Below are 15,620 nucleotides of genomic sequence, written 5' to 3'. Positions count from 1 at the left end.
CCTGATCAGCGGTGCAGCACATACTGCCCGCTGAATCTCACTGCCGCCTCTTCACTCCCCGCATTGCTCACCTCCGTCTCCAGGGTCAGGCGCGCCCGGCCGCGACGCTGGTACATCGTCAGGAAGCGCTCCCAGGCCTTTTCGTCCGGTGCCGGGCAGCGTGCTACCGCTACACCGGTCACGGGCAACGGGTAGCTGATCTGCCCCTCCTGGATGACGATATGCCCATCATCGATCCCCAGCTCGCGCAGACGCAGGTGCAGCCAGCCCCAGCCGACAAGTACGGCGGCGCAGTAGAGGCTGCCGCCGAACATGGTGCTCTTGTGGTTGACGTTGGGCGCCAGCGGCAATTGCAGACGCAGGCACTGCTCGTGCCAGTCGATGACTTGCATGCCCATTTCTCGTGTCAGCGGTATATCGCTGTGCAGGACTGCCTGCAGGTACTGGCTGTCGGTGGTCATGGCCGCGGCTCCTCGTGATCGTCATGGCTGATGCCGTCGGCGAAGCTCAGACCGTGCTTGCGCAGTTTGTCGTGCAACGTTTTACGCGGGATGCCGAGGGCCTCGGCCAGGCTGCGCATGGAGCTGTGCGGCTGGTTCAGCTCGGCGGCGATCAGCGAACGCTCGAACTGCTCCACCTGCTCGCTGAGGTTGCTGACACGTGCCGGTTCGGCGCTGTCGGTGGCAGAGGGCGCCTGGCCGTCCAGGGCCAGCTCCAGGCCAAGGGCGAAGCGCTCTGCCGCGTTCTGCAGCTCGCGTACGTTGCCTGGCCATTCGTGACGCAACAGCATGGCCCGCTGCGCCGGTTGCAGGGTATGCGGTGCCAGGCCGTGACGTTGGCTGGCGGCATCGGCGAAGTGCTGGAACAGCACCAGGATGTCGTCACCGCGTTCGCGCAGCGCCGGGATGCGCAGCGGTGCGACGTTCAGGCGGTAGTAGAGGTCGGCGCGGAAACGCCCTTGATCGGCCGACTGACGCAGGTCTTCCTTGGTCGCGGCGATCACGCGGATGTCCAGCGGTATCAGTTGGTTGCCGCCCAGGCGCTCGACCACGCGCTCCTGCAGCAGGCGCAGCAGCTTGACCTGCACGTCCAGGCTCATGCTCTCGATTTCGTCGAGGAACAGCGTGCCACCGTTGGCGAACTCGAACTTGCCGATACGGCGCTTCTGCGCGCCGGTGAAGGCGCCGGGTTCGTGGCCGAACAGCTCGCTCTCGACCACTGACTCGGCCAGGGCGCCGGCGTTGATGGCCACGAACGGGCCGTCGCGGCGGCTCGACAGGTCGTGCAGGGCACGCGCGACCACCTCCTTGCCAGCGCCGGTTTCGCCGAGGATCAGCACGTCGGCACGGGTGCCTGCCAAGGCGCCGATCTGTTCGCGCAGGCGCTGCATCAAGGGTGAATGGCCGACCAACCGTGTCGACAACTGCTGGCGATCGCTCAGGGCCAGGCGCAGGCTGCGGTTGTCCAGCACCAGGCGGCGCAGCGCCAGGGCCCGACGCACGCTGTCGAGCAGGGCATCGCTGGCGAAGGGTTTCTCCAGGAAGTCATAGGCCCCGGCACGCATCGCCTGGACTGCCAGCGGCACATCGCCGTGGCCGGTGATCAGCAACACAGGCAGTTCGCTGTCGCGTGTGTGCAATTGCTCCAGCAGTTGCAGGCCGTCGATACCGGGCATGCGGATATCGCTGACCACCACGCCAGGCCAGTCGGGCTCGATGCGCTCGGCCAGGCCCTGGGCGTCGGCCAGGGCGGCAACCTTGAGGCCTGCCAGGTCCAGGGTCTGGCTCAGGGCCTGGCGCAGGTGCGGATCGTCATCGACCAGGATGACCTGGGTTTGACTGTCGATCAGTGTCTCGGTCATGCCGAGGAGTCCTCCGAAGGTTTCAGGTTGGCGCCGGGGGCTGCGATGCGCAGTTGCAGGGTGAGCAGCGCGCCCCCTTCCGGGTGGTTGCCCATCAGCAGCTCGCCACCGAGCGCACGCATCAGGCTTTCGCAGATCGCCAGGCCCAGGCCAAGACCCTGGGTACGGGTCTTGGTGGTGAAGAAGGGTTCCTTGGCATGCTCCAGCGCTTGCCGGGTAAAGCCCGGGCCGTTGTCGCGAATGTACAGGTAGACGCAGTCGTCGCGCGTCTCGGCACTCAGCCAGAGGCGGCGTGGGTTGGCTTTTTCGGTGAGTGCGTCAAGGGCGTTGGCCAGCAGGTTGCCGAGCACCTGGCGCAGGCGGGTTTCACCGGCCTGGACCCACAGGGTGGCGTCCGGTAGATCGCGGATCAGTTCTACCGCCATCGCCCGACGGCGCTTGGCCAGCAATGCCAGGGCATCGTCCAGCGCCGGTTGCAGGGCCACGCTTTCCGGGGCATGCCGGTCGCGGCGGGCAAAGGCGCGCAGGTGGGCGATGATCGAGGCCATGCGTCCGGTCAGTTCGCCGATCAGCTTGAGGTTGCCACGGGCATCCTCGGTGCGCTGGTGATCGAGCAGGATCTCGGCGTTCTCGGCGTAGCTGCGGATCGCCGCCAGCGGTTGGTTGAGTTCGTGGCTGATGCTCGCCGACATGGTGCCAAGCACCGACAGCTTGCCGGCCTGGACCAGCTCGTCCTGGGCGCGTACCAGTTCCTGCTGTGCCTGCTCGCGCTCCAGCACTTCGTTCTTCAGGCGGTTGTTCAGCCATTCGAGGTCGGCGGTGCGCGCCACCACGCGGTTTTCCAGTTCCTGGCGGCCACGGGCCTCCAGTTCGATGCGGTCCATGTAGTGGCGGCGGCGCTGCATCACCAGCCCGGCCAGGAGCATGGTTACCAGCAACGCGCCGGCGCCGATGGCCATGACGGTCTGCACCGAGCGATCGACCAGGATACGCGGCGCAAGGATGCTCACCTGCCAGCCGGTCTCCTTGATATCGCGGGTCTGGGTCAGCCAGGCCTCGGGCTCCAGGCGCAGTGGTTGCGGGGCCTGGGTTGGGTAAGGCTGGATGGCGATCATCGCCTTGCGTTCTGCTTCGCTCAGTACACGGGTGGCGCGGAAACGCCACTCCGGGCGCGAGGTGAGCACCACCACGCCGTACTGGTCGGTCAGCAGCAATTGTTCCGGGGTGCGTCCCCAGAGGGTTTCGGTGTGGTCGAGGTCGACCTTGACCACCAGCACGCCGATCACACGTTCACCGTCACGCACCGCGGCTGCGAAGAAGTAGCCGCGCTTGGCCGAGGTGGTGCCCTGGCCGAAGAAGCGGCCCAGGCGCCCTTCCATCGCTTCGATGAAGTACGGGCGGAAGGCGAAGTTGCGGCCGACGAAGCTGTCGCGCTTGTCCCAGTTGGAGGCCGCCAGGGTGTTGCCGCTGACGTCCATCAGGTACATCACTTCGGCGCCGGTCTGCTGGGTGATCTCGCGCAACAGGCGATTGGCGTTGGTCACCGCCTCCAGCCTGAACGGGTCGGCCAGCACGCCACGCAGGGCCGGCAGGTCACCGAGGATCTGCGGTAGGGTCTCGTAGCGGTGCAGGGTGCCGAGCAGGTTGGCGACATAGAGGTCGAGGGTCTGGCGGTTCTGCGAGGCCAGTTGGTCCTGGTAGTAGCGCTCGGCAAGATGATGCAGCGGCCACAGCAGCGGAGCCAGGCACAGGGCCAGCAGGGCCAGGCTGCGCCAGCGGGGTCGTTGCGAAGTGATTGAAGTCGAGGTCATCGCCAAGTGCGCCAGAATGAACTGGCGCAATTATGCGCTACTTCAGGCAGTCGATCAGCGCTTGCTGCCAATGCGGCTGGCTGACCTGCCATTCACGTGCCAGGCGTGAGCAGTCCAGGCGAGAGTTGAGCGGGCGGCGGGCCGGGGTCGGATATTCGCTGCTGGGAATCGGCAGCAGTTCGGCGCAGGGCAGGTCGCGGGCCTTCAACTGCTCGGCGATGGCCTGGGCGAAGCCGAACCAGGAGGTTTCGCCCTGGGCCGTCAGGTGATAAGTGCCCCACGCACCCGCCTGGCCGGCCTGCCAGCGCTCGATCAAGGCGCGGGTACTGGCGGCGATCGTCCCGGCCCAGGTCGGTGCGCCGATCTGGTCGTCGACCACCTTCAATTGCGGGCGCTCCTGCAGCAGGCGTTGCATGGTCAGCAGGAAGTTGCGCCCATGCAGCGAATACACCCAGCTGGTACGCAGAATCAGGTGCTCGGCGCCGACCGCAGCAATCGCCTGCTCGCCTGCGAGTTTGCTCTGGCCGTAGACGCCCAGCGGATGCACCGGGTCATCCTCGACATAAGGCGTTGTCTTGTTGCCGTCGAATACGTAGTCGGTGGAGTAGTGGATCAGCGGCGCACCCAGGCGTGCCGCTTCCTCGGCCAACACCCGCGGACCTTCGGCATTGATCGCGTGAGCCAGCGACGCTTCGCTTTCGGCCTGGTCTACCGCAGTGTGCGCCGCGGCGTTGATGATCAGGTCCGGGGCGAGCTGGCGCAGAGGCTCACGCACGGCTTCGGGGTGAGCCAGGTCGAGCTGGTCGCGGCCGAGCAGGTGCAGCTCGCCAAGCCCGGCCAGTGCCTGCTGAAGGGCCCGGGCGACCTGGCCGTTGCGGCCGCAGACGAGGATCTTCATGGGAACAGCTCCGCGTCCTGAAGCAGCACCCCGGCCTGGTCCTTGGCTGACAGCAGCGGTGCCGACGTCAGTTGCCAGTCGATGGCCAACTGCGGATCGTCCCAGCGAATGCAGCGTTCGGCAGCGGGGTTGTAATAGTCGGTGGTCTTGTACAGGAAATCGGCCGACTCGCTGAGTACCACGAAACCGTGGGCGAAGCCCGCAGGGATCCACATCTGGCGGTGGTTCTCGGCGGACAGGCGTGCGCTGACCGAGCGCCCGAAGGTCGGTGAGCCGCGGCGGATGTCCACGGCCACGTCCAGCACCTCGCCCAGGGTCACGCGGACCAGCTTGCCTTGCGGGTTCTGCAACTGGTAATGCAGACCGCGCAGTACGCCTTGCTGGGAGCGCGAATGATTGTCCTGAACAAACTCGGCATGGACGCCGGTGCGTTCGGCGAAGGTGCGGGCATTGAAGCTTTCGAAGAAGAAACCACGGCTGTCACCGAATACCTTGGGTTCGATGATGAGGACTTCGGGGATAGCGGTATTGATGACGTTCATGGCGTTTCTTCAGCCAGTTTGCTCAGGTATTGGCCGTAGCCGGTTTTTTTCAGTTCGTTGGCCTTGGCCAGCAGCCTTTCCCGGCAGATCCAACCCTTCTGATAGGCGATTTCTTCCAGGCATGCCACTTTCAAACCCTGGCGGTGCTCGATGGTCTGCACATACTGGGAAGCCTCCAGGAGGCTGTCGTGGGTGCCGGTATCGAGCCAGGCGAACCCGCGACCGAAGCGTTCGACCCTCAAGTCGCCGCGCTTGAGATAGGCGTTGGTGATGTCGGTGATTTCCAGTTCACCCCGAGGCGAGGGACGCACACCCTTGGCGATCTCGACCACATCGTTGTCGTAGAAATACAGGCCGGTCACCGCGTAGCTGGAGCGCGGCGCGACCGGCTTTTCCTCGATGGACAGGGCATTGCCTTGCGCGTCGAACTCGACCACGCCGAAGCGCTCCGGATCCTTGACCAGGTAGCCGAATACCGTCGCACCGGAGGGGCGGTTGACCGCACGCAGCAACTGTTCGCTGAAACCTTGGCCATGGAAGATGTTGTCGCCGAGGATCAGGCACACCGAATCGTCGCCGATGAAGTCTTCGCCAATCAGGAAGGCCTGGGCCAGGCCATCAGGCGAGGGCTGCTCGGCGTAGCTGAGGTTGATGCCGAACTGGCTGCCGTCGCCGAACAGCTGGCGGTACTGCGGCAAGTCCTGAGGTGTGGAGATGAGCAGGATGTCGCGGATGCCGGCAAGCATCAACACCGAGATCGGGTAGTAGATCATCGGTTTGTCGTAGATCGGCAGCAGCTGTTTCGACACGCCGAGGGTGATGGGGTGCAGGCGTGTACCGGAGCCTCCGGCGAGGACGATGCCCTTGGTCATGCGATCAGGTCCTTGAAGTCGGAATTGCCCAGGCGCTCACCCTGATAGCTGCCATCCTGGACGTGGCGGCACCATTCCAGGTTGTCGAGGTACCACTGCACGGTCTTGCGCAGACCGGACTCGAAGGTCTCCTCCGGCACCCAGCCCAGCTCGCGCTCGATCTTGCCCGCGTCGATGGCGTAGCGCAGGTCGTGGCCGGGGCGGTCCTGGACGAAGGTGATGAGGTCACTGAAGTGGACGATGTTGGCGGGCCGCTGGGGCGCGAGTTCTTCGAGCAGATTGCAGAGCGCGTGTACTACATCGAGGTTCTTCTGTTCGTTGTGCCCGCCGATGTTGTAGGTCTCGCCGACCTTGCCTGCGGTCACCACCCTGAGCAGCGCGCGGGCATGGTCCTCGACGAACAGCCAGTCACGCACTTGCTGGCCGTTGCCGTACACCGGTAGTGGCTTGCCGGCGAGGGCGTTGAGGATCATCAACGGGATGAGTTTCTCGGGGAAGTGATATGGGCCGTAATTGTTCGAGCAGTTGGTGATCAGCACCGGCAGGCCGTAGGTACGATGCCAGGCGCGGACAAGATGGTCGGATGCCGCCTTGCTGGCCGAGTAGGGCGAGCTTGGGGCATAGGGCGTGGTTTCGCGGAACAGGTCGTCCGCACCGTGCAGATCGCCGTACACCTCGTCGGTGGAGATGTGGTGAAAGCGGAACGCGGCGCGTGCCTCTTCCGGCTGGCGACTCCACCACGCGCGAGTGGCCTCCAGCAAGGTATAGGTGCCGGTGATGTTGGTCTGGATGAATGCTGCCGGCCCGTCGATGGAGCGATCGACGTGCGACTCGGCGGCCAGGTGCATGATCGCATCAGGCTGAAAACGTTCGAGGACAGCGCTGACGGTCTCCTGATCCACGATATCGGCCTGTACGAACTCATAGCGGCTGTTATCGGCGATACCGCGCAGCGACTCGAGGTTGCCGGCGTAGGTCAATTTGTCGAGGTTCAGCACTTCGTTGTCGGTATGGCCGATCAAGTAGCGGATCAGCGCCGAACCGATGAAGCCGGCACCGCCGGTAATGAGAATACGCATGGGGTGTGACTATCCTGCTGGTGGTAGTGGCATTGTGCTGCAGGCGCGCAACAGCCGTTGTTTCAACGGCGCGCGAGCGCGGTACTCAAGGCTGAAATCACCCTGTCCTGACGTTCATCGCCCAGGCCGCACCACAGCGGCAGGCGTACCAGGCGGTCTGACAGTTCGTCGGTGAGCTGCATCGAGCCATGTGCACGTCCGTAGCGCTCGCCGGCGGGCGAGGAATGCAGTGGCACATAGTGGAACACGGGATACACCTCTTCGTCTCGCATCCTCTGCAACACGGCCTGACGGTCAATGCCCGGGGCGAGCAGCACATAGTACATATGGGCGTTGTGCTGGCAGTCCTGCGGGATGATCGGCCTGCGCAGCAGCCCGTCCGCCTCGAGGCCAACGAGGGCGTGGTGATAGCGCGCCCAGGTAGCCAGGCGGCTGTTGGTGATCGCTTCGGCTTCCTGCAACTGTGCCCAGAGGAAGGCGGCGGTCAGCTCGCCGGGCAGGAACGACGATCCGACCTCCTGCCAGGTGTACTTGTCGACCTGGCCGCGGAAGAAGCGGCTGCGATCGGTACCCTTCTCGCGGATGATTTCCGCGCGCATCACCAGCTCTGGATCGTTGGCCAGCAGGGCTCCGCCCTCGCCGCTGATGACGTTCTTGGTTTCATGGAAGCTGAACGCTCCCAGATCACCAATGCTGCCCAGCGCACGCCCCTTGTAGCTGGACATGACGCCTTGCGCGGCATCCTCCACCACCTTCAGGCCGTGCCTGTGGGCGATGGCCAGGATGCTGTCCATCTCGCAGGCGACTCCAGCGTAGTGGACCACGGCGATGGCCTTGGTGCGTGGGGTGATGGCAGCTTCGATCAGGCGTTCGTCGAGGTTGAGCGTGTCTTCGCGGATATCGACGAACACCGGCACCGCGCCGCGCAGGACGAAAGCATTGGCGGTGGAGACGAAGGTGTAGGACGGCATGATCACTTCATCGCCGGGCTGGAGGTCGAGCAGCAGCGCGCACATCTCCAGCGCTGCGGTGCAGGAATGGGTCAGCAGCGCCTTGCTGCTGCCGGTACGCTCCTCGAGCCAGGCATGGCAGCGCTTGGTGAACGGTCCGTCACCGGCAAGCATCTGGCCCAGGTTGGCCTCGGCAATGTGGTGGAACTCCTTGCCGGTCATGTAGGGGCGGTTGAAGGGGATCTTTTCCAGGCTCATGGGCGGTTTCCTGCAGAGTTCGCGGGCGGAAGGTCGCTGCGGATCGCGCTGACGCGCCCGCCGATCTGCGTGCCCTTGGCAAGGTTCTCGTAGAAATAGTCGGTGAAGCCTGCGTGTGCCATGGCACGTTGCGCGGCCTCGATGTCATAGGCGATGCGGTAGAGCGCGAAGCGTTGGCCGTCCCATGTGGCGAAGGCCGCTCGAGGGTCGCCGTCGCGGGGCTGGCCGACCGAGCCGGGGTTGCACCAGGTCTTGTCGCGGCCCTGCCAGAGGAACTGCACATGGCTGTGGCCGGAGACGAAGAAGCGCCCCGGGTGTTCAGCGAAATAGGCTTCGCTGGGCTCGAGATATTCGTCGAGTGGGTCGTTCCAGCCACCGTGGATCAACTCCAGGCCGTGCAGGCTGGCACGCTCCGGCAGGCTTTCGAGCCAGCGGCGGTTGTCGGCGCTGAGTACCTCGCGCTGATAGTCCAGGCAAGCATTGGCGCTGTTGGAGCGTGGGCAGGGCTGGTTGAGCGCGATGTAGGCATCGTGGTTGCCCATCAGCGAGAAGATCCCGCGAGCGCGCAAGGTATCGCAGCACTCGTTGACCTGGCTGTAGTAACCGGCGGTGTCGCCCAGGCAGATGATCTCGTCCACACCCATCCGATCGAGCTCGGCGAGCACGGTGGACAGTGCGGCGAAATTGCCGTGGATGTCAGAAATGATCCCGATCATGAACCACGTAGTCCTCGATGTAGCGCACAGCAAAACCTGCGCGCAGCGCTGGTTGCCGGGGCCTTTCGCCCTTGAGATACCAGGCCAGGCACATGGCGGCCTCGTTGTAGCCGAAAGCGGTGCGGATGGAACTGGTGGAAGAGATCCGGGGATTGATCTCCAGCAGCTTCCAGGTGCCGTCGTCTGCCCGGCGGAACTGCAGGTTGGTGGGCCCGACCGGTTTGAAGTGCTGGCACAGGCGCGTCACCACAGCATCCAGGCTGGCGTCGTGGCGCACTTTGGCCTTGGCTGTGGAGCCGTCAGAGGCCAGGCTGCGCTGGAAGGTGATCGCGGCGCAGATGCCGCCCTGGCCGTCACCGAACACCGCCACGGTGTACTCCTGGCTGGCGCTGCCGATGATCGGCTGGGCCATCAGCACCTCCCCGAGAAGGGGTGCCCAGGGTGTGAAATCACGCTCTTCGCGGACCCACACCAGGCCCTTGGAAGCGTAGCTGCGCCGTGGCTTGAGCAGGAACGGCAGGCCCAGCTGCTGCGAAAGCGAGGCAAAGTCGCCGGTCAGATGGCTGGGGATACGGGCGTCGTCTTCATGTGCCAGCAGGGCCTGGTCCATGGCGTATTTGTCGCGCGACAGGCTGATCAGCCGGGCATCGTTGAGCACAATCCGGCAGCCGGTGGCAGCCAGTGCGTCACGGTGTTCGTCGAGCCAGTGCACATCCTGTTCGATACCGGGAATCAGCAGATCGACCCGGTACTGCTCGATCATCTGCAGCAGCCAGTCCTGATACCTGGGGTCGGCGGTCAACGGGGCCTGTTCGAAGTGGTCACACCAGGCCTGGCCTACCGCATCGTCGTAGATGTCGGTGCCCAGCAGCCTGATCGTCGGGTCGGCGGCGCGCAGCGATTTCAGCAGGCCGTAGCCCATTATCGCGCCGACGCCGGTGACCATTGCCGTGGTCATTGCTGGGCCTCCTGATGAGCCTGCATCAGTTGCAGGCCGGTACGAATGTCGGTGGCTGGCCAATAGTCGATGGCCTGGTGCAGTTGCGCATCGGCCTGCATGGCCGGCATGTCGGCGATGTCCGGCTTGTCGCGCAGGAAGTGGATGTCGGCGCTGCGGGCGCAGGCGGCAAAGGCCGCTTCGGCGATCTCCGACAGCCTGGGGCTGTGCGGGTGCACGCAGTCGAAGCGACCGACCACCGTGCGCTGCGCCACGCGTTTCACGATCTCGGCCAGGTCGTCCAGGAACAGGTAGTTGCGCTGCGCGTCGTTGTTGCCATACAGCTGCACCGTCTTGCCTGCGCGCGCCGTTTCGGCGATGAGGTACAGCAGTCCCTGGTGTTTGCGGCAGGCACCGGCTGCATCGTAGACCTGGCTGGGACGCAGGATGGTCAGGGCGATTTCGCGTTGCTTGCAGAACAGCTGTGCAAGCTCCTCGGAATGGCGCTTCGACAGCGAATAGATGTTGTAGTGAGGGTCGTCGGCGTTAAAGCCTGCGAACACCGAAGACACCAGGATCAGGTGTCGGGCGCCGCTTTGCGCAGCAAGCTCGCAAGCGCGCAGGGTACCGACCGCGTTGACCTGTTCGGCCTGGATCAGCGCTTCGCTGGAGGTCCCGCCGAAGGCGGCGGCCACCAGCACCACGGTATCGAAATGCCCGCCATCGAAGGGCGGGTTGTCTGACCGCTCCAGGTCGAACGGGAAGTCCGCTTCGCGACGCCCGGCGGTCCTGACTTCACCCAGCATGGCAAGCCGGGCGGCGATGGCCTGGCCGATGACCGAGGTGCTGCCGATCAACAGGCTTCTCATGTCGGCTCGACCTGGGCCTCGAACATCAGGGCGCAGCAGAGCTCGGGATAGTCGATGCCGACCGTGCACATCCCTTCGATGATCTCGTTGGACAGCCCCAGCGGCTGCAGTTGCGAGGTCATCAGCGGCTTGAGGAATACCCCCTCCTTGCGCACGATGCGATAGCCGGCCTGCTCCAGCTCATCGGTCAGGCGGCTGACCGAGTAGGTGCGCTGGTGGCCCAGTTCCAGGTCACCCTGGCCCAGCTTCATCATGTCGTCGAGCTTGCCTGCCGCGTGGCCGATACGCCGGTGCAGCGACTCGCCATTGGGCACCAGGGCGAACAGTCGGCCGCCAGGCGCGAGGAAGCGACGGAAGTGCTCCAGGACCTGCTGCGGGTTGTCGACGTGTTCGAGGATGAAGCCCATCACGATCAGGTCGAAGGTCCGATCGGTGTCGAACTGCTCGAAATAGCTTTCGACGATCTCGACCGGGCTGTCGGGGTAGTTTTTGCGGAACTGGGCGATGACCGAGGGTGAGCCGTCGATCACCGTATGAGAGGCGAAGAAGCGCGAGAAGCGGTTGGTCGAGAAACCGTGGCCGACGCCCAGTTCCAGAATCGAGTGATGTTCCTGGCATAGCTTCATGATCCGCTGGGGATACCAGTTGAGCATGATGTCGTTGTCGAAAGCGAAGCCGAAACGATCACTGTAGGCGCCGATGTAGCTGTCTAGTGCATTGCTCATGGGGAGACTCGCATGTCGGGTGCTGCGCCCGTCGGCGCGGTGGATTCAGGAGCCGGTGGTCGCACATGCTTCATGAAGCGCGGTGCGTCCGGGCCACAGTTGAACAGCAGGTCGAGGATGGTCACGCCATGGGTGAAATCACCCCACTGCTGCGGGTATTGGGGGTAGCCGCTGTAGTCGAACCAACTGACGGTGATGCCCTGTGCGGCGAACAGGCTTTCATCCAGGTAGTCGCGCGCGGCGGGGCCGGAAAGGTATTCGCTGGCACCGGCTTGCAGGCACAACTCGACCAGGCGTTCGCTCTTGCCTTCACCCAGGCGATAGTCCCAGGAGTGGCTGATGCGTGTGCCGATGCCCAGATACCCACAGATGGCCTGCAACAGCCTGTGGTTCAGGGTGCTGAGATGGCGGTGGGCCTGTTCCATGTACAGCGGCTTGAGCCATTCGGCGATAGCCTTGAAATGCGGGGCCTTGGCGTAGTTGGCTTCCAAGGTTTTCCAGTGTTTGATCTGCCAGCGCTGGTCGTGCAGCTCGACGTCGCGGATGCGCCGGTCGATGTCCTGGCCGACAGGGACGGTCAGCCATTCCACGCCTTTGGGCGTCTTGATCTGGTTGCGGTTGCGCCAGTCGTTCTTGGTGTACTGCATGTCGTCGTAGAGGATGAACTCGTCCACGGCGGCGATCAGGTCGAAGTAGCCCTTCCAGGGGATGTAGTTCGATTGCAGGATGGCGACTTTCTTCATGACCCTGCCCCTGTGTCTGGATGACGGACTTCTGACGCAGGCAGTTGGCGCGACGATGCCACGGCGTCAAGGAGCCGGTGCGGGAGAGGCGACAACAACAGTGGTGCAGCGTGCATCGACATCGAGCTCCTGGTGGACAGCGGGCGAGGCCAGGCCTTCTGGGGCGCGGCTTTGGCAATGATCGTTGCAGATTGGCAACGACAGTCTGCGCTTCACCCCCTTGCTTCCGGGCAGTGGTAATGGCGATATAAGCAAAAAAGAGGCCGAGGTTCGCACCATGCCGTTGCACACCCTGATCCACCGCTCCAGCCTTCCACGTCCCGAGGTTTCCGAGGTGCAGGCCAGCCATGCCCTGCAGGCCTATTACGGCCTGCACGGCGCGCTGGTGCCCCTCGGTAGCCAGCAGGACGTGAACTTCCGGCTGGACAGCGAGCAGGGACGCTTCGTCTTCAAGCTCTGCCATGGCAGCTATGCCCAGGTCGAGCTCGAAGCGCAGCATGCTGCACTCGCCTACCTGCGCGGGCAGGGTTTACCGGTGCCTGCGGTGCGCCCGGCGCTCAATGGTGAGGGGCTGCTGGCGCTGGAAATCGGCGGGCAGGCCCTGCGTGGCCGGTTGCTCGAGTACATTGAAGGCCAGCCGCTGACCCGCCTCAAGCACATGCCGGATAGGCTGATGGCCGAGCTGGGGGCGCTGTGTGCACAACTCGGCAAGGCCCTGGCCGGTTTCGAGCACCCGGGGCTGGAGCGCACGCTGCAGTGGGACCCACGCCATGCCGAGGAGTTGATCGAGCACCTGCTGCCGGTCATCAAGGACGAGGCCCGGCGCGAGCGCGTCGAGGGTGTGGCCAGTCAGGCGCGGGCGCGTCTGCAGCCGCTGGTCGGACAGCTTCCGACGCAGGCGGTGCATCTGGACATCACCGATGACAACGTGGTCTGGGCGCTTGACGAGCATCGTCAGTGGCAGGCGCAAGGCGTTATCGACTTCGGCGACCTGTCACACACCTGGCGTATCGCCGACCTCTCGGTCACCTGCGCGGCCTTGCTGCATCATGCCGAAGGCGATCCGCTACGGATCTTGCCGGTGGTTGCGGCCTACCAGGCGGTCAATCCGCTGAGCGAAGCCGAATTGCGCGCCTTGTGGCCGCTGGTGCTCAACCGTTCCGCGGTGCTGGTGCTCAGCAGCGAGCAGCAACTCACCGTCGATCCGGACAACCAGTACACCCGCGACAACATCGCCCATGAGTGGGAAATCTTCGATACCGCCACTGCTGTGCCTGCCGCCCTGATGGAAGCGGCGATCCTGCAGGCCGCGGGCCTTGCCCCGGACACCCTGGACCTCGGCGACTGTGCAGCACTGCTGCCGAGCCTGGCCGGCCAGACCGTGCGTCGGCTCGATCTGGGGGTGCTGAGCCCGCACTGCGAGGCTGGAAACTGGCAGCAGCCTGGATTCGACCAGCACCTGTTGCTTGCCACCCCGGCTCCCGCCACCACGCTGCATGGGCAGTACCGTCTGTCGCAAACCCATTTTGACCGCCCTGACGAGCCTGCCACCTGTGCCTTGGGCGTGGAACTGAACCTGCCGGGCGGCACGGTGTTGCACGCGCCGCAAACCGGTATCTGGCTGAGCACGGGCGATGGCCGCGGGTGCCTGAGCTCCGCCGGTTGGGGGCTGTGGCTGAGCGGCCTGGAGCAGGCGCCGGAGGATGGCGAATCGGTGCGCAAGGGCCAGATGCTCGGTTCGACCTGTGGCTTCCTGAGCGTACAGCTGTGCCTGGATCCGAACATTGCGCCGCCGTTCTTTGCCAAACCGTCCCAGGCACAGGCCTGGCTGGCGCTTTGCCCGTCGCCGGCGGCACTGCTGGGCTTCGACTGCGATGCCGAGCCGCTGGTCGATGCCCAGGCCCTGCTGGCGCGGCGCGATGCCAGCTTCGCCCGCTCGCAGAAGCACTACTACGCCCAGCCGCCGCATATCGAGCGCGGCTGGCGCAACTACCTGATCGACATGCAGGGGCGTTCCTACCTGGACATGCTCAACAACGTGGCGGTGCTCGGGCATGGGCATCCGCGCATGGTCGCCGAATCGGCGCGGCAGTGGTCGCTGGTCAATACCAACTCGCGCTTCCACTACGCGGCCATCGCCGAGTTCTCCGAACGTCTGCTCGAATTAGCGCCGGAAGGCTTCGACCGGGTGTTTCTGGTCAACAGCGGTACCGAGGCCAACGATCTGGCGATCCGTCTGGCCTGGGCCTACAGCGGCGGGCGTGACCTGCTCAGCGTGCTGGAGGCCTATCACGGCTGGTCGGTGGCCACCGATGCTATCTCCACCTCGATCGCCGACAATCCCCAGGCTCTGGAAACCCGACCGGACTGGGTGCATCCGGTAGAGGCGCCCAATACGTTCCGCGGCCGTTACCGCGGCGCTGACAGTGCCAGTGATTACCTGCGCGATGTCGACGCCAAGCTCGCCGACCTGGATGCCCGTGGCCGCCAGCTTGCAGGGATGATCTGCGAGCCTGTGTACGGCAATGCCGGCGGTATCTCGCTGCCCCAGGGCTACCTGCGCGAGGCCTATGCAAAGGTGCGGGCGCGCGGCGGTGTGTGCATCGCCGATGAAGTGCAGGTTGGTTACGGCCGCCTGGGCGAGTACTTCTGGGGCTTCGAGGAGCAGGGCGTGGTGCCGGACATCATCACCATGGCCAAGGGCATGGGTAATGGCCAGCCGCTGGGGGCGGTGATCACCCGGCGCGACATCGCCGAAGCGCTCGAGGCCGAGGGTTATTTCTTCTCCTCGGCCGGGGGCAGCCCGGTGAGCTGCCGCATCGGCATGGCAGTGCTGGATGTGATGCGCGACGAAGGGCTGTGGGATAACGCCCGCGATGTTGGCCGCCACTTCAAGGCGCGCTTGCAAGCGTTGGTCGATAAACATCCGCTTGCTGGTGCTGCCCACGGCTCGGGCTTCTACCTGGGGCTGGAACTGGTGCGTGACCGCCAGACATTGGAACCGGCCACCGAGGAGACCATGGTCCTGTGCGATCGCCTGCGCGACCTGGGGATCTTCATGCAGCCCACGGGAGACTACCTGAACATCCTCAAGATCAAGCCGCCGATGTGCACCACGCGGCAGAGCGTGGACTACTTCGTCGATTGCGTGGACCGTGTGTTGGCGGAACTGAGTTGATCTAAATCGATTTATATCGATTAAATTTCTTGAAATATCTATTTTGATTTTATTTCAAGCTTTAAAAGTCGATATCTATCGGTTAGATTGGTCGTATTCGCTGGCCCTTCGCGGGCAAGCCCGCTCCCACAGGTAATTGATGCTGCCGCTGTGGGAGCGGGCTTGCCCGCGAAGAGGCCCT

General features: G+C 64.4%; 14 protein-coding genes. 1 reads left to right on the top strand and 13 read right to left on the bottom strand.

Annotated features, from left to right (window positions below; all coding sequences use genetic code 11):
• Window positions 1–5: 5 nt before the first annotated feature.
• The 13 genes from F6X62_RS01160 to F6X62_RS01100 all read right to left on the bottom strand — a co-directional run bounded on the left by F6X62_RS01160 (window position 6) and on the right by F6X62_RS01100 (window position 12,261).
• Complete coding sequence (locus tag F6X62_RS01160; protein ID WP_153772462.1) at window positions 6–461, bottom strand: YiiD C-terminal domain-containing protein; 456 nt, start codon at window positions 459–461, stop codon at window positions 6–8.
• On the bottom strand, window positions 458–1,861 hold the full coding sequence (locus F6X62_RS01155) for a sigma-54 dependent transcriptional regulator (RefSeq protein WP_153772461.1): 1,404 nt from the start codon (window positions 1,859–1,861) through the stop codon (window positions 458–460). Before F6X62_RS01155 ends, F6X62_RS01160 begins: the two co-directional genes overlap by 4 nt.
• Window positions 1,858–3,672: an ATP-binding protein gene (locus F6X62_RS01150; RefSeq protein ID WP_054891730.1), complete on the bottom strand. Its 1,815-nt coding sequence runs from the start codon at window positions 3,670–3,672 to the stop codon at window positions 1,858–1,860. Before F6X62_RS01150 ends, F6X62_RS01155 begins: the two co-directional genes overlap by 4 nt.
• 37 nt (window positions 3,673–3,709) lie before the next feature.
• Complete coding sequence (gene rfbD / locus F6X62_RS01145; RefSeq protein WP_153772460.1) at window positions 3,710–4,570, bottom strand: dTDP-4-dehydrorhamnose reductase; 861 nt, start codon at window positions 4,568–4,570, stop codon at window positions 3,710–3,712.
• Window positions 4,567–5,112 (bottom strand): dTDP-4-dehydrorhamnose 3,5-epimerase, encoded by a 546-nt coding sequence (gene rfbC / locus F6X62_RS01140; RefSeq protein WP_153772459.1) that lies wholly within the window; start codon window positions 5,110–5,112, stop codon window positions 4,567–4,569. The genes rfbD and rfbC overlap by 4 nt, the downstream gene beginning before the upstream one ends.
• Complete coding sequence (rfbA, locus tag F6X62_RS01135) at window positions 5,109–5,984, bottom strand: glucose-1-phosphate thymidylyltransferase RfbA (protein WP_125930980.1); 876 nt, start codon at window positions 5,982–5,984, stop codon at window positions 5,109–5,111. The genes rfbC and rfbA overlap by 4 nt, the downstream gene beginning before the upstream one ends.
• Window positions 5,981–7,063 (bottom strand): dTDP-glucose 4,6-dehydratase, encoded by a 1,083-nt coding sequence (gene rfbB / locus F6X62_RS01130; protein WP_125930979.1) that lies wholly within the window; start codon window positions 7,061–7,063, stop codon window positions 5,981–5,983. Before rfbB ends, rfbA begins: the two co-directional genes overlap by 4 nt.
• A gap of 62 nt (window positions 7,064–7,125) precedes the next feature.
• Entirely contained in the window at window positions 7,126–8,271 is a 1,146-nt protein-coding gene (gene rffA / locus F6X62_RS01125) for a dTDP-4-amino-4,6-dideoxygalactose transaminase (protein ID WP_153772458.1), read from the bottom strand.
• Window positions 8,268–8,987 (bottom strand): metallophosphoesterase, encoded by a 720-nt coding sequence (locus tag F6X62_RS01120; protein ID WP_153772457.1) that lies wholly within the window; start codon window positions 8,985–8,987, stop codon window positions 8,268–8,270. Before F6X62_RS01120 ends, rffA begins: the two co-directional genes overlap by 4 nt.
• Entirely contained in the window at window positions 8,968–9,945 is a 978-nt protein-coding gene (locus F6X62_RS01115) for an ATP-grasp domain-containing protein (RefSeq protein ID WP_153772456.1), read from the bottom strand. Before F6X62_RS01115 ends, F6X62_RS01120 begins: the two co-directional genes overlap by 20 nt.
• Entirely contained in the window at window positions 9,942–10,793 is an 852-nt protein-coding gene (locus F6X62_RS01110) for an NAD(P)-dependent oxidoreductase (protein ID WP_153772455.1), read from the bottom strand. The genes F6X62_RS01115 and F6X62_RS01110 overlap by 4 nt, the downstream gene beginning before the upstream one ends.
• Window positions 10,790–11,518, bottom strand: coding sequence for a bifunctional 2-polyprenyl-6-hydroxyphenol methylase/3-demethylubiquinol 3-O-methyltransferase UbiG (locus F6X62_RS01105; protein ID WP_153772454.1), 729 nt, complete (start codon window positions 11,516–11,518; stop codon window positions 10,790–10,792). The genes F6X62_RS01110 and F6X62_RS01105 overlap by 4 nt, the downstream gene beginning before the upstream one ends.
• Window positions 11,515–12,261, bottom strand: a complete 747-nt coding sequence (locus tag F6X62_RS01100) for a WbqC family protein (protein WP_153772453.1) — start codon at window positions 12,259–12,261, stop codon at window positions 11,515–11,517. The genes F6X62_RS01105 and F6X62_RS01100 overlap by 4 nt, the downstream gene beginning before the upstream one ends.
• Window positions 12,262–12,538: 277 nt before the next feature.
• On the opposite strand from F6X62_RS01100, the gene F6X62_RS01095 reads away from it, so the two are divergent.
• On the top strand, window positions 12,539–15,439 hold the full coding sequence (locus F6X62_RS01095; RefSeq protein WP_153772452.1) for an aminotransferase: 2,901 nt from the start codon (window positions 12,539–12,541) through the stop codon (window positions 15,437–15,439).
• Window positions 15,440–15,620 lie beyond the last annotated feature (181 nt).

This window comes from Pseudomonas sp. MNR3A, from assembly GCF_009650575.1.
GTDB lineage: Bacteria > Pseudomonadota > Gammaproteobacteria > Pseudomonadales > Pseudomonadaceae > Aquipseudomonas > Aquipseudomonas machongensis.
Note: the sequence above shows the minus strand (reverse complement) of the source record. Positions and strands in the feature narration are given on the sequence as shown.